Annotated in this window: 12 protein-coding genes and 4 pseudogenes; 11 read left to right on the top strand and 5 right to left on the bottom strand. The window is 58.9% G+C overall.

Annotated elements, in window-relative coordinates; translation table 11 throughout:
• On the top strand, window positions 1-627 hold the full coding sequence (locus JCM25414_RS04560) for an SCO family protein (protein WP_025840862.1): 627 nt from the start codon (window positions 1-3) through the stop codon (window positions 625-627).
• Window positions 628-2,328 carry an ABC transporter substrate-binding protein gene (locus JCM25414_RS04555; RefSeq protein WP_035442649.1) on the top strand — a complete coding sequence of 567 codons (1,701 nt, stop codon included), beginning with the start codon at window positions 628-630 and terminating at the stop codon, window positions 2,326-2,328.
• A 10-nt stretch (window positions 2,329-2,338) separates the two neighbouring features.
• Here the strand turns inward: JCM25414_RS04555 and JCM25414_RS04550 are convergent, their stop codons facing one another.
• The gene (locus JCM25414_RS04550) at window positions 2,339-3,538 is read right to left on the bottom strand and encodes an acyltransferase family protein (RefSeq protein ID WP_081775797.1); all 1,200 of its coding nucleotides are present in this window, start codon (window positions 3,536-3,538) and stop codon (window positions 2,339-2,341) included.
• 289 nt (window positions 3,539-3,827) lie between these two features.
• On the opposite strand from JCM25414_RS04550, the gene JCM25414_RS04545 reads away from it, so the two are divergent.
• Window positions 3,828-4,193, top strand: a complete 366-nt coding sequence (locus JCM25414_RS04545) for a hypothetical protein (protein ID WP_148300944.1) — start codon at window positions 3,828-3,830, stop codon at window positions 4,191-4,193.
• A 286-nt stretch (window positions 4,194-4,479) separates the two neighbouring features.
• Here the strand turns inward: JCM25414_RS04545 and purD are convergent.
• Window positions 4,480-5,734 (bottom strand): annotated as a pseudogene (purD, locus tag JCM25414_RS17155) (phosphoribosylamine--glycine ligase).
• 58 nt (window positions 5,735-5,792) lie between these two features.
• Between purD and xseA the strand changes: the two are divergent.
• Together xseA and JCM25414_RS21400 are read left to right on the top strand one after the other, a co-directional pair.
• Window positions 5,793-7,229, top strand: a pseudogene (xseA, locus tag JCM25414_RS17150) (exodeoxyribonuclease VII large subunit).
• A complete protein-coding gene (locus JCM25414_RS21400; RefSeq protein ID WP_025840858.1) occupies window positions 7,226-7,591 on the top strand; it encodes a hypothetical protein in 366 nt (121 codons plus the stop codon). The pseudogene xseA and the gene JCM25414_RS21400 overlap by 4 nt, the downstream one beginning before the upstream one ends.
• A gap of 7 nt (window positions 7,592-7,598) precedes the next feature.
• On the opposite strand, the gene JCM25414_RS17145 is transcribed toward JCM25414_RS21400, so the two are convergent.
• Both JCM25414_RS17145 and JCM25414_RS22865 read right to left on the bottom strand, forming a co-directional pair.
• Window positions 7,599-8,273: an alpha/beta hydrolase family protein gene (locus tag JCM25414_RS17145; RefSeq protein ID WP_148300943.1), complete on the bottom strand. Its 675-nt coding sequence runs from the start codon at window positions 8,271-8,273 to the stop codon at window positions 7,599-7,601.
• Window positions 8,270-8,590 carry an alpha/beta hydrolase gene (locus tag JCM25414_RS22865; RefSeq protein ID WP_148300942.1) on the bottom strand — a complete coding sequence of 107 codons (321 nt, stop codon included), beginning with the start codon at window positions 8,588-8,590 and terminating at the stop codon, window positions 8,270-8,272. The genes JCM25414_RS17145 and JCM25414_RS22865 overlap by 4 nt, the downstream gene beginning before the upstream one ends.
• Before the next feature lie 135 nt (window positions 8,591-8,725).
• Between JCM25414_RS22865 and JCM25414_RS04520 the strand changes: the two genes are divergently transcribed.
• From JCM25414_RS04520 to JCM25414_RS04505, 4 genes are all read left to right on the top strand, one after another.
• Window positions 8,726-9,070, top strand: a complete 345-nt coding sequence (locus JCM25414_RS04520) for a hypothetical protein (RefSeq protein WP_148300941.1) — start codon at window positions 8,726-8,728, stop codon at window positions 9,068-9,070.
• A gap of 76 nt (window positions 9,071-9,146) precedes the next feature.
• Window positions 9,147-9,536 (top strand): LytTR family DNA-binding domain-containing protein, encoded by a 390-nt coding sequence (locus tag JCM25414_RS04515; RefSeq protein WP_025840856.1) that lies wholly within the window; start codon window positions 9,147-9,149, stop codon window positions 9,534-9,536.
• Between the two features lie 281 nt (window positions 9,537-9,817).
• Window positions 9,818-12,046: a glycosyltransferase gene (locus tag JCM25414_RS04510; RefSeq protein ID WP_025840855.1), complete on the top strand. Its 2,229-nt coding sequence runs from the start codon at window positions 9,818-9,820 to the stop codon at window positions 12,044-12,046.
• A 15-nt stretch (window positions 12,047-12,061) separates the two neighbouring features.
• A complete protein-coding gene (locus JCM25414_RS04505) occupies window positions 12,062-13,336 on the top strand; it encodes a glycosyltransferase family 4 protein (RefSeq protein WP_035442645.1) in 1,275 nt (424 codons plus the stop codon).
• An 867-nt stretch (window positions 13,337-14,203) separates the two neighbouring features.
• Here JCM25414_RS04505 and JCM25414_RS04495 read toward each other — a convergent pair.
• Window positions 14,204-17,062, bottom strand: a complete 2,859-nt coding sequence (locus JCM25414_RS04495) for an Rne/Rng family ribonuclease (RefSeq protein WP_025840852.1) — start codon at window positions 17,060-17,062, stop codon at window positions 14,204-14,206.
• A gap of 556 nt (window positions 17,063-17,618) precedes the next feature.
• On the opposite strand from JCM25414_RS04495, the pseudogene JCM25414_RS17140 reads away from it, so the two are divergent.
• Together JCM25414_RS17140 and JCM25414_RS17135 are read left to right on the top strand one after the other, a co-directional pair.
• A pseudogene (locus JCM25414_RS17140) lies at window positions 17,619-18,442 on the top strand (N-acetylmuramoyl-L-alanine amidase family protein).
• A 238-nt stretch (window positions 18,443-18,680) separates the two neighbouring features.
• Window positions 18,681-20,251, top strand: a pseudogene (locus tag JCM25414_RS17135) (2-isopropylmalate synthase).
• The last annotated feature ends 411 nt before the right edge of the window (window positions 20,252-20,662 follow it).

The following is a 20,662-nucleotide window of genomic DNA, read 5'->3' as shown; positions in this document are numbered from 1 at the left end:
ATGAACAAGAACAAGACCCCCCGCACGAGATGGACCCCCCCGCGCATTGCGCTGGTCGTGCTCGTTCTCGCCCTCGCCCTGAGCTGGAGCGGGTATCGTCTCTCCGACAAATTCGGGGGCAGCGTTTCAACGCAGGGCAATGAGATCGGTGGCAGTTATCGCCTCGTGGCGCTGGGTGAAGGCAATGTTACCGAAGGCGACTTCAGGGGAAGCTGGGTCATGGTCTGGTTTTTCGACACGCATTGCCCGAAAACTCTCTGCGGCCCCGTGTTGAAATCCATGAGCGACGCCAAGAAGGCGCTGACGACCGAGGGTATCTCGCTTGCGCCTTTGGCCATCACCCTCGATCCCCTGCATGACGAGTCCGAAGATCTCAAGAAATATGCCCTGCCGCTCGGCGATCACGTGGTGCCGCTTACGGGCGCGCCCAGCATGATCGAGCGCGTTGCGAAGGAATTTCATGCGCCCAACGAGCTGATGAAGGGCGATGATGGCACGAGCTATCATGTGCCCGCTCCACGCATCGTGATCATGGACCCCAAGGGGCGTTATGCTGGCACGATCGACTCAACGGTCGGTACCGAGGCTCTGGTGACGCGCATCCACCAGCTTGCCCATCGCGGCTGAATGAGCACGCTGCGTTCCCGGTTTTCAGGTAAAGGCAGCGCGCTCATTCTCGCAGCGTCGCTGTCGATTGTCTGTGTCGGGGATGCCCAGGCAGCGCCTGCCCCTGAAAACGGATATACGACAGGCAGCCCCCATCGTGGGGGCATCTTGCATCTGACCGCCGATGCGTCCGGTGGCACGCTGGACCCCCAGATCAATTACACCAGCGAATATATCCAGCTCTTCGTGAACATGTATGACGGGCTGGTGACCTATCGTCAGGCCGATGGCACGAAAGGCCTCGACGTCGTGCCCGATCTGGCAGAATCCCTGCCGGAAATCAGCGCCGACGGGCTGGTCTGGGTGTTCACTCTGCGCGAGAACATACGTTTTTCCAACGGCGCCCCCGTGACGGTCGATGATGTTGTAGCGTCGCTTCGACGTATCTACCGTGTTGGCAGTCCGACCGCCTCCTCATTTTATGGCGCCATCATCGGCGCCAAAGCCTGTCTGACCGACCCGGCCCATTGTGTGCTCGAAGGGGTAAGCGCCGATGCCGCAACGCGCCGGATTACCATCCGGCTCAGCGCACCCGATGGCGAATTCCTGCAGAAACTCGCTTTCCCTCACGCGGTTATCCTGCCGAAAGACGTTCCATCGACCGAGTCGGCTCTGACGCCGTTGCCGGGCACAGGCCCTTATCGCATCACTCAGTACGATCCGGCGCGTCAGCTCGTGATCGAGCGCAATCCGTATTTTCGGGTCTGGAATCCGCAAGCGCAGAGCGAAGGTTACGTCGATCGCGTCGTCTATGATTTTGGTCTCTCCGATGAGGCCGAGGTCACAGCGATCGAACAGGGGAATTATGATTCGATGCTCGACGCCAAGCCGCAGGACAGGCTGGGTGAACTGGGCGCGAGATTTACCGATCAGGTGCATCTTCAGCCGCTGCTGGGTCTCTATTATCTGGCGCTTAACGTGCATGAGCCACCTTTTGACTCGCTGGAGGTGCGACAGGCGATCAACCACGCCGTCGATCGTCACGCCATGGCTATTCTCTATGGCGGCAGCGCCATTGCCGAGCCGCTCTGTCAGATCGTGCCGCATGGCATAGCGGGTGCGGATATTCCCTGTCGTTTCGGGCAGGTCGCCTCTTCAGGCATGTGGCAAGGGCCGGATATGGAGCGCGCCCGCACTCTCATTCGCAAGAGCGGTCAGGCCGGACGGCGTGTCACGCTCATCGTGCCCAACCAGGCGATCGGTCTGGGGATGGGGGTCTATCTGCGCAACATGCTCCAGAGCCTCGGCTTCGTCGCCAGCGTCCGACCGATGACGCCGGCGACGGCAGAGGGCTATGCGCGCAATTCGGATAATCATGTGCAGATCAGCCTGGCCTATTGGTACGCCGATTATCCGTCGCCCTCGACCTTTCTCGATGCGCTTCTGGGCTGCGACAATGCCCGGCTTCATACCGATAGCGCCACTAACGCGAGCGGCTTCTGCTACGCGCCTCTGCAATCGCTGATGGAGCGCGCGCGCAAAACGCTCGATCCCGCATTGACCAGGGCGCTGTGGGAGCAGGCGGGCGAGATGGCGATGGACCAGAGCGCGCTCGTTCCGCTCATCCAGATGCGCTATGTGGATTTCGTCTCGAAGCGTCTTGGTAATTACCACTATTCCCTCCTCAACCACATGCTGCTCTCGCAGATCTGGGTGCAGTAAAAACACCGGTTCAGGGCCGGGCAGGAGAGGCGCGCAAGCTGGCGAACCAATCGAGCAGATAGCGGTCGAGCGGGCGCGAGAAATACCGATCGACACAACTGCCAAGCGCGAAAGCCAGTATCAGAACCGGCAAAAACAGCACCCAGCCCCAATGCGCGGGGAGACCCAGATCATGCGCCAGTCCTACGACCGGCAGAATGACAAACATATGGCTGAGATAGATCTCATAGCTGCGCTGCCCCCAGCGGCGTAACCAGAGCGTCCGCTTCTGAGCTGGCCGGGCACCCCAGCCACGAGCAAAAGCCCAGACGGCCAGGGCGATGGCGACGTTGAAGAAAAGCGCCGTTCCCCATGACAAAACCGACCAGATCAATCCGCCCCAGACCAGATAGGCCCCAATCCCTGCCAGCCCGCTCCATCCGGCCAACGCTGTCACGCGCCTGGCCTCGTTGCCGGGCGCTGGTTCCAGAAGAAGTGCGGTAACGATGCCTGTCGCGATGGCGCTGACACCCGGCCCATAGGCTTTCTCCTGCCAGATTGCAGAGGCATCGCGCAGAGACCAGTCGCACCAGGGCGCAGCGAGTGCGAGAGCAAGGACACAAAGCAGCAGACCGTGACGTCGCCTGCCAAAAGTGAGGCATAGAAGAGGAAACACGACATAAAACGCCTCTTCGACCGAGAGCGACCAGAGGACGTCCCAACACGCAGGCAGATAGCCCGTCTTCGCCTCATAGACGTTGAGATGCATGAACAGCGCGGCAAAGACCGCAGCTGGAAGGCTTTGTTGAGGTGTCTCCCGCACGAAGCCCGGCACCCCCAGCCCCCAGAGAAAAGACGCGATCGTGATCAGCCCAAACAGGCACGGCAGAATGCGCGCGGCACGACGACTCATGAAGCTTTGGAAATCAAGGCGTGCCGGACTTCCCCAGCGGGACAGCATGGTGCGTGTGATGAGAAAACCCGAGATGACGAAAAATACCGTCACACCTTTAGGCCCATCCCATGTGAGCGCCCGTAACAGACGCTCGGGCAGAACATGGGACAGATCTGTATGATGCAGCGGAAAGCGCAGCGCCAGATGATGGATCACAACCAGAAGAATGGCCACGCCACGCAGACAATCAATACCGGCATTGCGCATGGCCATATCGTCGGATGCAGTCGTACTCTTGTCAGTATTTATGGAAGTCTTGAACACTGGAACGCCCATCTGGAGAAAACCTGGATTGTTTCTTGCACGCAATTATGGCTTTGGCATGATCGGCGCATATTTGGACGCAACAGGAGAAACGTTGCGCCGGGATGGCTGGATCGGGGACGCCCCGATTGCGCTTGGGCAAGAGGGTGCTGAGGCATCAGGGGGGCGAGAGGCACGGCACGCGCAACCCTGCGATACCTGCAATTATAACATCAAAATAACGTGAAATACGATGTAAATCACTATATAAATGTTATTCAGGGTGGGTCGCCGATTTCATCGCGACAACACGGAGAACAGGATGATGCAGCCTATGCTCATGGCGGTGTTTGACACCGCCCGTCATGCCCAGATCGCTGTCGATGACCTTCTGGTGTGCGACATTCCGTCAGAAACGATCCACCAATACAGGCTGGCCATGGGGGCCGAGCCAGATACGGCCGTAAGTCCCGAGAATGAGGTCCATCGACCTAGGGGGGCCTGGGCTTGGTTGATCAACGACCATCCGCCACCGATGCCGCTCCGCAAGCAGCAGGCGGCGCTCTACCGCGAGAGTCAGACACGCAACGAACCGATGGTCGTCACCATCGCGATGTCCACGCTGACAGAGGGCAGGGTTAGGAAAATCCTGGGTGATCACACGCCACTTCAGGTCAGCACAAGCTAGAATTTAGCCCTGTCAGATGAAAGCATCGACCGGAAAGACAATTTTTCAGGATAAATGAAGCGGGGGCTGTTGCGACTTGCAGTGCACGAGGGCAGCCCCTCGAAGGAGAAATCAAATGCGGACACGTCGCCTGAGAAAGAAAGTCAAATGGACCCGCCGCAATCTGAGCCCCAAGGCATTGTCGAAATAATCGTATCGCCCGCTTTTCTGCGGGCTTCTTGAACGTGATCGTTCATCCACCGCGCCTGCAACTGCACAGGCGCGGCTTTTCGTTGCGGGGCCGCTATCAGAGGCCGATATCGCGTCTGAAAATGCCGTCTTCCCATTCGATGGCCGCAACGCCCTCATAGGCGTGGGCACGTGCCTGCGCCGGCGTCTCAGCTTGGCGCACACGGTCAGAACGCGTCCGCCTGAGGAGACGAGCGCACCATCGCGCATTGCCGTGCCTGCCTGAAACACCGAGACACCCGGCACTGCTTCCGCCCTTTCGATGCCACGAATGGCCCCCCCCTTGACCGGTGTGCCCGGATAGCCACGTGCGGCCAGCACAATCGAAATCGAGCGTCATCAGTGAAGCGTATCGACGCGTTTTCGAGCCTTCCTTCGGCCAGCGCCTTGAGCACCGGCAGGAGGTCGGAATCGAGCCGGATCAGCAGGGCCTGAGCCTCAGGGTCGCCGAAACGCACATTATATTCGATCAGCTTGGGGCCATCCTGGGTCAGCATAAGCCCGGCGAAAATGATCCCGCGGAAGGGTGTGCCGCGACGGACCATCTCGGCCAGCATCGGGCGTACCATGATGTCGAGCGCCTTTTCCTGCGCCTCGCGGTCGAAATGCGGCGGGGGCGAGATCGCGCCCATGCCGCCCGTATTGGGGCCGGTATCCCCCTCGCCAATGCGCTTGTGATCGCGGGCCGCGCCGATCAGCACAGCCTCACCATCCGAGCAGAAGGCAAAGAGCGAGACTTCCTGACCGACCAGGCATTCCTCGATCACGATGCTCGCCCCGGCTTCGCCGAAGCTGCGATCGGTCAGAATGTCGATGATTGCAGCTTCCGCCTCTTCGAGCGTCAGGGCCACGATCACGCCTTTGCCCGCAGCCAGACCATCGGCCTTGATCACGATCGGTGCGCCGCGACGGCGCACAAAGGCGAGGGCAGGTTCGGCGTCTTCGAAGCGTTCCCATCGTGCGGTCGGGATGCCTGCGGCGTCGGCCACATCCTTGGTAAAGCTTTTGCTGCCTTCAAGCGCACTGGCGGCCTGACTCGGGCCAGCACAGGCAATGCCTGCCTCGACGCAGAGATCGGTCAGCCCGGCGACCAGCGGCGCCTCCGGACCGGGCACCACGAGGTCGATTCGCTGCTCTTTTGCAAACGCCACGAGGGCAGCGACATCATCGGCAGCGAGCGGCACCAGGGTTCCGAGGGGCGCCATGCCCGGATTGCCGGGGGCGATGAACAGCGCCTCAAGCTCGGGAGAGCGGGAGAGGCAGGCCGCAAGGGCATGTTCGCGTCCGCCTGATCCGACAAGTAACACCCGCATCGTCATTCTTCCTGTTCTGACTGGTCCTAGCCCGCGTTCCGTAGCATAGACTGCGCCCATGAGCGAAAACGATCAGAGCGCGGCTGGCAATGTGCCCGAATATTCGGTCAGCGAAATCTCGGGCGCGATCAAGCGCACGCTCGAGGGCAGTTTTGGCCGTGTGCGTGTGCGAGGTGAGATTACCGAGCTCAAGCGCTACCCTTCCGGCCATGTCTATCTCTCGCTGAAGGATCAGGGCGGTAAGATTTCCGGCGTGGTGTGGCGTGGCTCTGTCTCGCGTCTGGGGCTGGTGCCCGAGAACGGGATCGAAGTGATCGCGACCGGGCGCGTCTCGGCTTATGGCGACCGCTCCAGCTATCAGCTCGTCATCGACCAGATGAGTTTTGCCGGTGAGGGCGCGCTTCTCGCCAAGATCGAGAAACTGCGCCATAAGCTGCTGGCAGAGGGACTCTTCGATCCTGAGCGGAAAAGGAAGATTCCGTTCCTGCCTGAGGTAATCGGCCTCGTGACGTCCAGCCGCGGTGCGGTGCTGCACGATATCCTCACCACGCTTTCCAGGCGGTTTCCCCGCTCTGTTCTCGTCTGGCCTGTTGCCGTGCAGGGCGAAGGGGCCGCCTTCCAGATCGCTGCGGCAATCGAAGGCTTCTCGCGCTGCCTCAGCGCCCCGATCTTCTGATCGTCGCTCGCGGCGGTGGCTCGCTCGAAGATCTGATGGCGTTCAATGAGGAAAATGTCCTGCGTGCGGTGGCGGCCTGTCCCATTCCGCTCATCTCGGCTGTCGGGCATGAAACCGATACGACACTGATCGACTATGTTTCCGATCAACGTGCGCCCACACCGACGGCCGCTGCCGAAATGGCCGTGCCGTTGCGCTCGGAAATAGTGGCCGATCTCGCCCATCGTGGCGCCCGTCTGGCCGGTGGGCTCTCGCGTCATCTGCAACTGGCGCGGGCGCGCACAGAGCAGGTGACCGCAAAGCTGCCCGACCTGCCGAGCCTGCTCGAAACTGCGCGTTTCAGACTGGACGAACGCGGGCAACGCCTCGAACTCGCCTTGCCTATGGTGGCCTCACGCGCGCGCCAGCACCTGATGGGCCTTGAAGGGCGTATGCCTTCCGCAGCGCATTTTCTAGGGCAGAAAAAGGCCGGGTTGGGTCTGGCCAGCGCAGCCTTGGCTGCGGGCATCAGGCATCGTATGCAGCAGGAAAAGGCCGGGTTTGCCCATGCCCGTCAGGGCACCGAGCCGCTCAACGCCCGGATCGGCCTCGATCGCGCAAGATTAAATGGTATCGTCGGTCGGCTTGAGGCTGTTTCGCCAGAGGCCGTCTTGGCGCGAGGCTATGCCTTGGTGCAGGATGGCCGCGGAAAACCGGTGACGACAGCCTCCGGGCGCCACGTGGCGGCGCAATCACCCTGCGTTTTGCCGATGGCACCCGTCAGGGACGGCTCGACCTCTGGGGACGGAAAAGGAAGAACAGGGGGATCTCGGGTTATGAACCATTTCTATCGCACCGGCCTCGGCGCCGGATTCCTAGGGCTGGCCCTGCTCGCAGGCTGTGCCGAACCTAACCCGCCCCAGCCGGTGGCGCAGGCCCCAACCCGCCAGCCGCCGCAGGATTTCGCGCTGGGCATGACCACCGAAACCCCGCCTGCCAATGAGGCGCAGCTCACCAACGACCCTTCCGCCCCGACCAACACGCCGCTTTGCGGCGCGGTGCAGCAGGAAACGAACCGTATGGGCGGACAGGTCTTTCCAGATGCCATGAGTTCCGGCAGCACCTGCCCGCAAAATGCCTGCTTCAACCCGCTGACCGGCACCTATATCGCAGCGACCGGCGCGCCAAGCGTCTGCCGCTGACACAAATTCATCGCGGCGTGTCAGAGCGGGGCCGGGGGCGTAACGTGTCGTCGAAAAATCGCCCCAGTGCCGCATTGAAGCCCGCGTGAAATCCAGCGCGATCGAAAGCACGGTCGCTCTGGCAAATAGACAGGGTTTCGAAGCCGGAGCGGCACGGGGCCAGAAAGTCGAAGTGTCCGGCCAGAGGTACGAGATGGGTCTCGGGGCGTTGGTCAAGCCCGTCCCGAACGGGCTCGACCGAGCCCGGCGAGGGCAGAATGCGATCGTTCTGAGCCTGCCACAGCTGAACAGGTATCCGCACAGAAGCAAGGGCTTCTCTGCTCATGGTGAAGCCCAGCGCCGGAGCGGCAATCACCGCTGCCTTGAGGCGCCTGTCGGTCAGATCGGGCAGGGCAGTATCCAGCGGTTTTTGACGATGCGCGAGAAGCGCGCAGGTGAAACTGTGGGGCTGGGCCTGGCACCATGACGCGATGCGCGCAAAATCGGGCTTTGCCCCGAGCGCCAGTAGCACGGTCAGCCCGCCTGCAGAAAAACCGAAAGCCCCAATCCGGGTGCTATCGAGCTGTGTTCTGCCCGGCCAGAGAGAAAGCATATAATCGAGCGTTGCGCTCAGGGCGCGTGTTCTTCCCACCAGATCGGTGACGCGCGACTGATCGCGCCAGTTATCCCCGGGCTCGGTCATGGCCACCACGACATAGCCTCATGCACCAATGCTGCTGCCGTATCGAGATGACTGGTCCATGATCCACCCGTGCCATGAGAGAAAACGATCAACGCCCGGTTCTGGCCCCTAACCGGCCCGTCAGGAATGCACGTCTGCTCGTAGGGACCGAGATCCTGACGGCGTGAGTTGCCTTGGCTCGGATACCAGATGCCAAGTTCGAGCCCGCTCGGTGTTGTCAGATGCTGACAACCGACGGAGGAAGTGTTTGCGCGAGCTGAACTTGCCGGAATGCCGACAAGGCAGAGGCAGGATACGAGGCGAAAAAAGGGCAACATCGAGACCGAACTCCTGAAAACATACGGCCCAGAAAGCCGCTTCTAGCCAGACAGGCCAGCGCCCTTTCGTGAATGGGCGAGCGGGCGAAAGGGCGATCGGGCATTGCATGCCCGCGTCAGGAGTGCTGCGTTACCTTGGCCGGGGAGGGCAGGGGCTTGAAGGCTATGGTGCAGGAAAAGGTTGTAGGAATACCCGATGACGGCAGGCTTCTTCAGCCACGCCGTCTCATGATGAAGCTGGTCATCATTGCGGTATCGGGCGGTATTTTCTTCGGTTTTGTCGGGCCCTATGGAAGCTATCTCAACCCCGGTCCAATTGCGCGTTTGGTCTATTGGGTAACTTGCGCCCTGACAGGGCTGGGGCTCTATGCAGGGCCGCTGCTCCTCGCGCGTCGTCTGGGTCTGATCTGCTACGGCAAGAAGTTCTGGTCTGGCCTCGCTTGCCCGGTTGGTGGCAGTGGTACGGGCAAGTGTTATTGATCGCCTTGCCAGGCGTCGCTCTTGTCGTTCTGCTTATGCGACATCACGCAAAATGCCGGTGCGAGATCTGTCGAGCGTGGCGAAGGCAAGCGAAAGGGAAGAGGCTTTCTCCGCCGTCCAGCAGGTCCGGATCGCCGATAACTTCCCGCGCCCTGAAACCATCCTCGCGCTGCAGATGGAGGACCATTACATTCGCTGCCACCAAAGCGACGGGTCGAAACTGGTTCACGGCGTGTTTCGCGAGGCTCTAGCCCGGCAAGCCACATGCGAAGGCTTGCAGGTTCATCGTTCCTGGTGGGTCGCCCGTAAGGCTCTGGCTAGGTGGGATGGCACCCCCAGGGCCCTGCGGTTAACCTTGGTTAACGGGGTAAGCGTCCCCGTTTCGCGTCATCATGTGGTGCATTTGCGCGAAGCAGGTTGGCTCGACGATCCGTCTGGCAAGGCCAGTCTTTCAGGCACGGGTTAGACGATGGGGGCACGATAGGCAGTGCAATTTTGCTTCGACGGGACATCTGCGCCTTTTTATCCGATCTTGGCGACAGACAGGCTCAGGTTGGGCTTCATGGGGGGTGTCGGCCTGTAAAATTTGGCGCTATACGAAATCAGCATAAATGCTTTTTTACATGCTCGACAACACAACCCAGAAGGTAACGTACTATATTAATCGATGTTCCGTTATGAATTTGGATTATTTCGAATAAATAGGAATAACACTATTAAAATCCTTTTGATTCTGGGAGGTTTATTTTGAAAATAGCACTTATCGTTGTTAATTTTCCGAGAAACAACGCTGTATTTATCAGAGATATCGAGTATCAATACAAATATTTAAAATCGAATGATAATTTCCCTGATGATATCCGTATCTTTGCCGACAGTTATGATGCAGATGCCGTTCCGGATCTTCCCGTAGAGCCCACCTCGGCTTTCGAGCGGTGGTTAATTGAAGACCCTGAGGTTGTCGTTTTATTCCATTATTGTGACGGTCACTCGCCTTTCAATCGTTTTCTGCGAGAGCATTGCCGGCATGTTGTCATACGGTGGCATATTGCGACACCTCCCTGGTTTACCCTTAACGGTCAAGATCGAAAAGCCCATGCTGCGCTCCTCGGATACGAGACGATTGTCGATTTCATCGACTGCGCGCACATCAATTTCTGGGCGGATTCCCGCTTCTGTCGGGAACAGTTGATCTCTCTGGGTGCTGCACCTGAGCGCTGTCATGTCGTGCTGCCTGCCAGTTCCTGCCTTGATGTACCTCCTGCAAAAACAAGCGCGGCGCCGGCACTTGACCCGACCTCATACACGCCCATCAAGCTCCTTTTTGTAGGAAGAGGAGAGGCGCATGAGGGGTATATCAATGCCATTGCCCTGGCTGACCGAGCGCAGGAGGTGCTTGGTCACCGCGTCAGATTGACTCTCATTGTTAGAGCGGGTGACGGTGCGTGTGAGATTGACGATGCTTCAGGTCAGTCTGTCAGAAGTTCGAAAGCCGAAATCGTCGTTCGCAGGGCTATCCCGGACGAGGCGCTGACAGAGTTCTATGAAGCAGCAGACGTATTTGTCTGCTTGTCTCAACACGGGGGTTTCAGCCTTCCGATTTTCGAGGCGATGCGGCATCGGTTGCCAGTCGTAGCCTGGGCGACGACCGTATTCCGTGAAATTCTTGTCGACCATCCATTCGGCTTCCCGAATTATGACATGGATCTCTTCGTCTCTGCGATAGGAGTCCTTGAAGCCGATTCTGCAAAAAGCAGGCTGCTCTCTATTCAAGAGTCAATCTTGAATATTTATTCTCCCAGGCTGCGAGATAAGCAAATTCGAGCCGCCCTTGCGTCATTGAAGAGCAAACAGGGACCGTCGGTTATCGAGGATTTGGCACGTCCTGCCATCAAAGACCTCCCTCGTCTTGTACAGACCATCGAGACTATTCGCGCCTCGCTTTATGAGCGCTTCCCTTGCGGCTTCGATCCGGAACTTGTGTTCGACTCGCACGATAACATCACTTCGCTCTACGATCTGAAAATCTACAGAGATTATCTGGATCAGGAGCGGGAGCTTTTCAGTCTCCTTACCGCGCCTGCCCGCACACCATCCATTACCTTCGGGCCTGATGAATTCTGGTTGGGGAAAGGCGTGCGCGTTGCCAGTCAGGAGGGGAATGCGCCGGGCACGCTCGAGCCAACGCGCATCGCCGCAGATCGTCTCATTTCCAGTCAGTATATCAGGATGCCGCCTGGCGCGTATCGTTGCGAATTACGGGCGACGATAACGGTTTTGTCCAGTCACCAGGTGCCGCTCAAAATCGACATCAATTCGCAGGGTCAACAGATAGTCGGTGGCGTTTTGACCTTGTCACCAGGTGTGCATCGAGATTTCGAGCCTCTTATCGTCGAGCTAACGGGCAAGGCGCCAGAAATCGAAATCATCCTCACCGTTGGAGAGGCTTTCGATGGCGCAGTCACTTTTTCGGGGATCACTTTCACGTCTGTCGTTGAACTCGAGGATGACATGCTTGAGAGGGAGGACACTCCCGTTTCAGGCCGCATCATGCATGTCATTCGTCGCTGGTTTGCAGTTTATCCAGAGCTTCAGTTACGACTGATTTCAGCATCAGGGAGCAAGTATCTGCTCAAGCGGCAGGCGAGATTTTTCTTTCGCAAGGGCGATGCTGCCAGGGATGATGCCAACTGGATCGAAGCGGCGGAATTTTACGATAGAGGTCTCGTTCTCGACCCGACGCGTTATGGCTACATCATCCAGTCAGCACATATGCACAAGGAAGCGGGTCAGTTTAAGGAAGCGGAAGCACGGTATCAGCAGGCGTTGCGGATAAATTCCGAGGATGATGATCTTCTTTTGCAAATAGGTCATTTCTATAAAAGAGTTGGAAAGCCCGATCTTTCCCAAAGCTATTACCAGAGAATGCTGAAAGCCAATGGTCACACCGTTGGCAGCTCTGACATTGATTTGTGAAGGCCTTTATACATCATGAAAATAGCGTTTGTTGTACAGGGCTTGTTTGAAAAAAGTGACTCGATAGGTTTCGATTGTATCTATGAGTTCAAACGTGTCCTGGCTCTTTTCCCGGGTGAGACGCACGAATTTGGGATATTTGCGGAGCGCTTCGATCCGCTTCGTTATCCCGACGTGCCGGTCAAGGGATTGGAAGCCTTCTATGCTTGGTGTAGCGATCATCCGGATGGGATCGTAGTCTACCATTATTGCGGTGCCTGGACCGAGATGGATTCATTCCTCAGCCAGCGTGCAACGCCCTCTGTGATTCGGTGGCATAACAACACGTCTCCTTGGTTCTATTTCTCCAAAGAGCGCTATCTCGTCCATACGCTCGAGGGGTTCGAGAATATCGTTGCGATATCCGGAAAGCCCAATCTCTTTTTCTGGGTGAATTCGTCTTTCACGCGAGATCAGTTCGTGGCGCTGGGCGGCCAGGCGTCACGTTCCTCTGTTGTCTATCCGGCAAGTCGCTATCTGCAAGGCGGTTCGGAGAGGCGCGAGCAGGAGCGACGCTTCGCCCCTGAAGGCGTGATCACGCTGCTTTTCGTTGGTCGTGTCGTACAACACAAAGGCCATAAATCGATCATCTCGATGGCGAACCGCGTTTTTGAGGAAACGGGCAAGCCGGTGATCGTGCGCTTCGCAGGACGTGAAGACGATGTGAAAATCGAGATCGAACGGCATGCTGCGACATACCCTGACGTTGAAACTCACTTCCACGGAGAAGTCTCGGAAGCCGAACTTGAAGAGCTTTACCGCATATCTGATGTACTTGTTTGTCTCTCCGAGCACGAGGGGTTTGGGCTGCCTGTATTCGAAGCGATGCGATGCGGGCTTCCAACAATAGTATGGTCGACGACTGCCTTGCGTGAATTGATGGTCGATCACCCGTTGGGGTTTCATTATTACGATCTCAATTTGTTCGCCGCCGCAGTCGTCTCCCTTCAAGACGAGGCGTGTTACCGCGCAGTCATGGCTGCACAGGAGCGCGTCCTGCAATCTTACTCAAGTGAAATTGTCGATGCGCAGATTATCGATGCTTTGGCCTCTTTCGAGCAAGGAGACGCCCATCATCTCTACGCCGCGCTGCCCGTAGCGCTGCAAAAGGAGCCCGAACTCGCAGGGTCGGTCGTGCATTTCGTGCAGAAAGCCCAGTCGACCGTAACCGGAGTGCAGGACGCCATCCACGATAGCGGGCATAACCTTTTTTCCAGATACGATATTCAAGCATTCCGCAAATTTTTTTGATCGAGCGGAACGTCTGCGTTTCGCGCCATTCGAGAATTTTGAAAAGAGAGGGCGTTACCGATTGGCTGCCCGCGAGTTCCATCATCATCACGGTTCTCTCAACGATGATCGCCTGGTCTTCAAAGCCGATCACTATAAGAACGGGCACCTTGTTTTTGGCCCCTATCGGGACCTTCCAAAAGGGCATTACTGCGTCGAATTCGATTTCTCTGTTTCCAGTCGCAATCTCGAGAGCATCATTGTGGACGTTGCGTCGCGCGACCAGGGACTGCTCGCGCAGGCATCTGCTCGCGTGAGAGATCTGTCTTCCAGAATGCCAAGGCTCGTCTTCAATTGTGACCGTGATGGCGATCAGTTCGAATTTCGGATCAAGCCAGAAAGCCGTTCGATGGAGCGGTGGAGTTTCGTGGCGTGCTCTTGAGGCAGGTAGCAGGGAAGCATTGATCGAGGCGGTCGAGCCCTGCACCCTGGAGCGTGGCGCGACGATGCAAGCTTGGGGTGTTGGAGCTTCCGAGATGGACGAAGTCTGTCAACTATCAAGCGGAGATAACGGCGATCCCGGTGGCAACTGACGCGTGCCCCGACCATACGGTTCTGCATCAGCACCAGGTCATGAATGCGGTGAACTGTCTTTCAGAGCAGATTTAAAAGGGAGGCGCGTCAATCCCGCCGTGACAGGTCGCCCCCTACGTTTCTTGGGATCAGCTGCACACCATATCCGTATTCCTCGCGCAGCCTCGATCCGGAGGAGGGGAAGGGAACTGCGGGCAGAATGTCTGCCATCTTTGCAGGAGCGGATCGGGATCAAAAAAAGGGGCGGTGTGAGCCGCCCCTTTTTCTATTCGCCTGTTTGAAAAGCTGAATCGATCAGCGCTTCCACCAGCCGGTGCGTGGCTTGGCCGGGGCAACGTCATCGACGTTGATCGGCTGGACCACGGGCGCCTCTTCAGCCTTTGCCTTGGCTTTGGATGTGCGCGTCTTGGCGGCAGTAGCTTTTGCTTCAGCTTGCTTGCGGGCTGGCGCACGACCGCGGCGCGGCTTCGGTGCTGCCTCGACTTCGACTGCCGGTTCAACGACGATCGGCGCGGGGGCGTCACCTTCACTGACGGCAGCTGCGACCGGCGTCTTGCGCGGGCGACCGCGACGACGGGGCGCGGGCTTGTCCTGATCCGCTTCGGCCACGGCGACCGGCTCCGGCACAGGCGCTGAATCGGCAGCGACCGTCTCTGCGGGGGCGGGCTCGGCAATCTCCGCTGCAGCAGGCTTGCGACGGGGGCGAGAACGGCTCTTGCGACCCTCATTCTCGATACCGTGACGCGACGTCTCTGCCTGAGCAGCGACCGGGGCGCTGATAGCCGCTTTCTCTTCAACGCTCTTTGGCTCGACCGCCAGAGTCGGCTTCGGCTCGTTATTGAGGGCAGAAGGCGCACCGAGACGCGATTCAGCCTGTTCGATCATGTCGAAAATGTCGAACGAGCCGCCGCCGAACGGATCGGCAGGTGTCGGCCCGACCCAGCGGTTCTCACGCTTCTCTGCAGGCGCACGACGCTCATCGTTACGCCGTGCTTCGTGCACAGGTTCGGCCTGAGGACGCTCGGACTGAGCGCGCTCATCCTGGCCACGCTCACCCGGATTGTGGTCACCCTGGCCACGTTCGTCACGTGACACACGACGCGTGCGCATCCGGCGACGTCCCGGTACGATCAGGGCTTCAGCGTCGCTGTTCGCCTGCTCGTCCCGTCCGTTGTCTTCAGCGGCAACTTCGCGCAGTGCATCCTCGCCTTCATCGTCGGGCCCGTTATCCGACGTCGTCTGGGCATCGCGTGCGTCATCCGAACGACGGCCGTTGCGACGACGACGGCGACGACGGCGACGCCCACCATCTTCTCTCGTGTTCTCTTCGCGGGATCCAATTTCTCGGGTCTCTTCTGATGCAACGGCATTATCCAGGCCCTGCTCGATCTCGTCATCCTGCGTGACGGCTTCGACCGACGGCACGGGGCTTTCGACCTCGTGGATCTGGGCAGGACGTGTTTCCGCAGGAACCTGAGGGCGCAGACGTTCGATACGCAGATCGGCTGGCGTCAGGCTGTCATCCGGCTGGAATGACACATGCATGCGATGACGCTGTTCGATCTCGCCCAGCCAGTCGCGCTTGTTGTTGAGGATATAAAGCGCGGTGCCCGAGGTGATGTGAACACTGATCTCGGCCGCTTTCTGCTTCAGGCCTTCTTCATCGACGGCACGCAGAACGTGAAGGGCAGCGCTCTCGACGCCGCGCACATGACCTGTGCCCTGGCAATGCGGGCAGGGAACCAGAACGGCTTCCGCGATAGACGGACGCAGACGCTGGCGCGACATCTCCAGCAGGCCGAAATGCGAGATCTGGCCGATCTGGATGCGTGCGCGATCGCTGCGCAGCGCGTCCTTGAGGCGCTTCTCGACCATGGAATTATGCTTGCGGCTTTCCATGTCGATAAAGTCGATCACGACCAGACCGGCAAGGTCACGCAGGCGCAACTGGCGGGCGACTTCCTCGGCAGCTTCGAGATTTGTCCGTACCGCCGTATCTTCGATATTGCGCTGACCCGTCGAGCGGCCCGAGTTCACATCGATCGAAACGAGGGCTTCGGTCTGGTTGATCACCAGATAGCCACCCGATTTGAGCTGTGCCATGGGCGAGGCGATCGCGTCGAGATGGCCCTCGACATGGTAGCGGCCATAAAGGCTCTGGCTCTGATCGCGCCAGAGTTTCACCTTGTTGGCGTTATGCGGCATCAGAAGGCGCATGAATTCACGCGCATTCTTCCAGGCCGGCTCGCCATCGATGATGATTTCTTCGATATCCTTGCTGAACAGGTCGCGAATAGCGCGCTTGATCAGATTGGCTTCTTCGTAGATCAGCGTAGGTGCTACCGAAGATAGCGTGTGGTTGCGGATATCGTCCCAAAGCTGAAGCAGATATTCGCAGTCGCGTGTGATCTCGGGGCCGGGGCGCTGGGCACCGGCGGTGCGCACGATCATGGCCATGCCACGAGGCAGGTCGAGTTCGGCGATGATATCGCGCAGGCGCTTGCGATCGCTGTCCGACGTGATCTTGCGCGATACGCCGCCGCCACGCAGGGCGTTGGGCATCAGAACGCAATAGCGACCGGCGAGCGACACATAAGTGGTCAGGGCAGCGCCCTTGTTGCCACGCTCTTCCTTGACGACCTGAACCAGCAGGATCTGGCGACGGCGGATGACTTCCTGAATCTTGTAGTTGCGCAGGAAGCGCGCCGTGCGACGCGCAGCAGCACCTTCGTCGCCTGTGTCATGTTCGCCACCGACCGTCTCCGGACGCGCTTCGAACTCGCCCTGATCGCCGGTCTCAGTGGCTTCGGTCTCGTCACCGCTCTGGTTGTCACCTTCGTTCTCGACGCGCTCATCGGCGCGGAGATCTTCGTCCTGAAGGGCGAGCAGCTTTTCACGATCGGCAACCGGAATCTGGAAGTAATCCGGGTGAATTTCGCTGAAGGCGAGGAAGCCGTGGCGGTTGCCACCGTAATCGACGAAGGCGGCCTGAAGGCTCGGCTCTACGCGAATTACCTTGGCGAGGTAGATATTGCCTTTGATCTGCTTCTTGGACGATGTTTCGATGTCATAATCTTCGAGACGATCACCATCCATGACCACTACGCGGGTTTCTTCCGCGTGTGTGGTGTCGATCAGCATACGCTTGTTCATATAAAGGGGAACTCCGGTCGGCCCTTGTCACGCCCGGTATCAGGCCCTGTGCAGACACAGTGGCTGTTCCGGCGCGCGCGGCAGAATGTCGAGGACTTTTGAAAAAAAAGGAGCCATCAGACCAGCGCTCGCGGAACAGCGTCGGAAGCCGGGCATTGCCCGATCCGGTAGTTTTCCACAAAACGAGACTGGCAGATTTCATGCGGCCCCAAGCGAGTTGTCATCTGCGCCTCCGGCTCGAAGACTGACCTCTCTGGCTGTTTCGCGGCGAAGGGCCGGCGGAACGGAGGGGGCTCTTGCAAACCATGATGACGCGCGAAGCATGGCGGAAAACGGGAGCGGCGCGTGGGAGAGCTATGCCCTGTCGCTGGTGCCGGATCGACCGTTTCGCAATCCTTCTCCCGCAGGATGACCGAAAATCCCGATCCGTGCAAGACTCGCTGCCCTGCCATGTTGACACCGCATTGTGGTGCCACAGAATGGCCGGTCTCTGCCCTCTTCCGAAGGTCGCCTCATGTCCGCCCTGAATCCGACCCGTCGCCAGGTGAGTTTCCTGATGGGCAGCGCCGTCACCCTGACAACGATCCTGCCGTCTCCCGTGGCCTTTGCCACTGCCCGGCACAAGGCCCACGGCCATGCGGGAAAGAAGGCCCCTGCGGTCATTGGCAATGCCAGCCCGCCAAAGCCTGTCATCATGCTTGACCCCGGACATGGCGGCAAAGACCCCGGTGCCATCGGCGTGAGCGGGACTTATGAAAAGCATATTGCCGCAGCCGCAGCGAAAGAGCTTTACCGCCAGATCAAGGTGGCAGGGCGATACGACGTCGTCATGACGCGTGCAGATGACCACTTCATCCCGCTTGAAGGCCGTGTTGATCTCGCGCATCGGCACAAGGCGCAGCTTTTTATTTCAATGCATGCCGACGCGCTGCATGACCCCGGCGTACGAGGGGCGAGTGTCTACACGCTCTCCAACGGCGCATCAGACGCGCAGACGGCCTCTCTTGCGCAGAAGGAGAACAGTGCAGATCGTTTTGCCGGGCCTGCTTTTCACGGCATGTCAACGGAAGTGCAGGATATTCTGGCGAGTCTCGTTCATGAAGAGACGCGTCGTGGCTCGGCCCACATGGCGGCGAGTGTCGTCTCGGCGTTTCAGCCCGTATCGGCCTGTTGCGTCACCCTGCGCGTCATGCGGCGTTCGTCGTGCTGAAATCGGCAGATATTCCCTCCGTTCTGGTCGAGATGGGGTTCATGTCCAACCGTCATGACGAGGCATCGCTCCGCCAGGGCGCCTATCGACAGCAAGTGGCCAGCGCCATGAGCGCTGCAATCGATCGGTATTTTCAGGGTGCGGGCACGAATATTGCGCGATCCGGCTAGAAAATCGTCCGGTTCCGCTAGGCAAGGGGCGGCTTTGTGCAGTAGGAAGGGCCTCATGATTATGTCGGCCCCCTCTTTTGGCATCATGCGTCGTGCGTCAGCACGCGCCGAGCTGTGCCCGGGCCTCCTCCTTCGTACGCTTCGACTTATCAGCCCCTGAGCGCATTTCGCCGCCAGCCTGTCTGGCGCGTTCAGGGGGTTCATGATTGTGTTGTTCAGAGCGTTGAGAAGAAAAACTATGACCATTACCCATCCTTCCTTCGGCACGGTTGCTGACGACCGCGTCATTATTTTCGACACCACCCTGCGCGATGGCGAGCAGTCGCCCGGCTTTTCGATGAATCTCGAAGAGAAGATCCGCATGGCCAAGGCGCTCGAAGAGCTGGGTGTGGACGTGATTGAGGCCGGGTTCCCGGTCGCTTCTCCCGGCGATTTCGAAAGCGTGCAGAAAATTGCCGAAACCGTGCGCGAAGCGGTGGTGTGCGGTCTGGCGCGCAGTGGCGGCAAGCGCGATATCGAGGCCGCAGGCGAGGCCATCGCCAAGGCGCCACGCCGACGGATTCATAATTTCATCTCCACCTCGCCGCTGCACATGAAATACAAGCTGCGCATGGAGCCGGAGAGGGTGCTGGAGCTGATTGCAGAGGGCAACAAGGCCTCGCGTCACTTCACGGATGATGTGCAGTGGTCTGCCGAAGACGGATCGCGCACCGAGCCCGAATTTCTCTGCCGTTGCGTCGAGACGGCCATTCGTCATGGTGCGACCACCATCAATATTCCCGATACGGTCGGCTTCACCACGCCTGACGAATTGCAGGCGATTTTCACCATGCTGCGTGAACGCGTGCCGGGTGCAGAAAAGGTGATTTTCTCAACGCATAACCATAACGATCTGGGGCTGGGCGTCGCCAATACCCTCGCTGCCGTCGCTGGCGGCGCGCGTCAGATCGAATGCACCATCAATGGTATCGGCGAGCGTGCAGGTAATGCCGCACTCGAAGAGATCGTGATGGCTATCCGCACCCGACGCGACAAGATCCCGTTCCAGAACCGCATCGAGACGCCGCGCCTGCTCGGTATTTCCCGCCTGCTGGCCAATATCACCGGCTTTGACGTGCAGCCGAACAAGGCCATCGTGGGGCGCAATGCCTTTGCACATGAAAGCGGTATTCATCAGGACGCATTCTGAAGAATGCCGCCACCTATGAGATCATGACCCCCGAGAGCGTAGGCTGGAGCAAGACCTCGCTGGTTCTGGGCAAACATTCCGGGCGCGCTGCTTTCCGCGACAAGCTGAAGGCGCTGGGTTACGATCTGCCTGACGACAAGATTCAGGACGCCTTCGAGCGTTTCAAGGTTCTGGCCGATCAGAAGAAGACGGTGTTCGACGACGATATCCGTGCGCTGGTCGATGATGAGACGCGCGATCACGACCGTATACGCTTCGTGTCGCTGGAATTGCTGGCGGGCTCCAAACGTCCGGCGCAGGCCGAGCTGGAACTGCTCGTCGACGGTCATGTCAAATCGGCCAAGGTGTCAGGTAATGGCCCCGTCGATGCGGCTTTCAAGGCGATCAGCGAGATCTTTCCGCATGAGGCAGCGCTGGAGCTGTTCTCTGTCGGTGCCGTGACGGAAGGCACCGACGCACAGGCCAGGACGACCGTACGCCTCCAGGAAGGAGGCAAGATGGTCGATGGGCAGGGCGCCGATGCTGATACGATCGTCTCGGCCGTGCGCGCCTATGTGCACGCCCTGAACAAGCTACTGGTCAAGCGTACCCGCGCCGAACCTGAGGCCCTTTCGGTCTGATCGAGGAGAATCCCTCAGAGCAGGGAATGTGCGCGTTGCGATACCGTGGCGCGCTGTTCCCGGTCCCTCTTTGAGTGAACTCTTGCCATTCGTCACAAAAAAACCTCCTGACCGTCAGAGACGGCGGGAGGTTTTTTTTGTGTCTGACATGACGGCCCGGGATCCAGCCGCATAATCAGTGTGTAGGGTCCTTGGCCGCCTGCCTCGGATAGGAAGTCTCAGGCAATAGCGATGGTGAGGAAGCCATCAGTAGCCGTTTCGATAGCCCTGATAACCCTGCTGTGCCGGATAGGCCTGTTGTGGGTAGGCCTGCTGGGCAGGATAGGCGGGCTGGGCGTAGCCGTTCGGATATTGTTGCGGGTAAGCCTGTTGCGGCGCCTGATTATAATAGCCGCCCTGATTGTAGTAGTT

This window comes from Asaia platycodi JCM 25414, from assembly GCF_000614545.1.
Taxonomy (GTDB): domain Bacteria; phylum Pseudomonadota; class Alphaproteobacteria; order Acetobacterales; family Acetobacteraceae; genus Asaia; species Asaia platycodi.
Note: the sequence above shows the minus strand (reverse complement) of the source record. Positions and strands in the feature narration are given on the sequence as shown.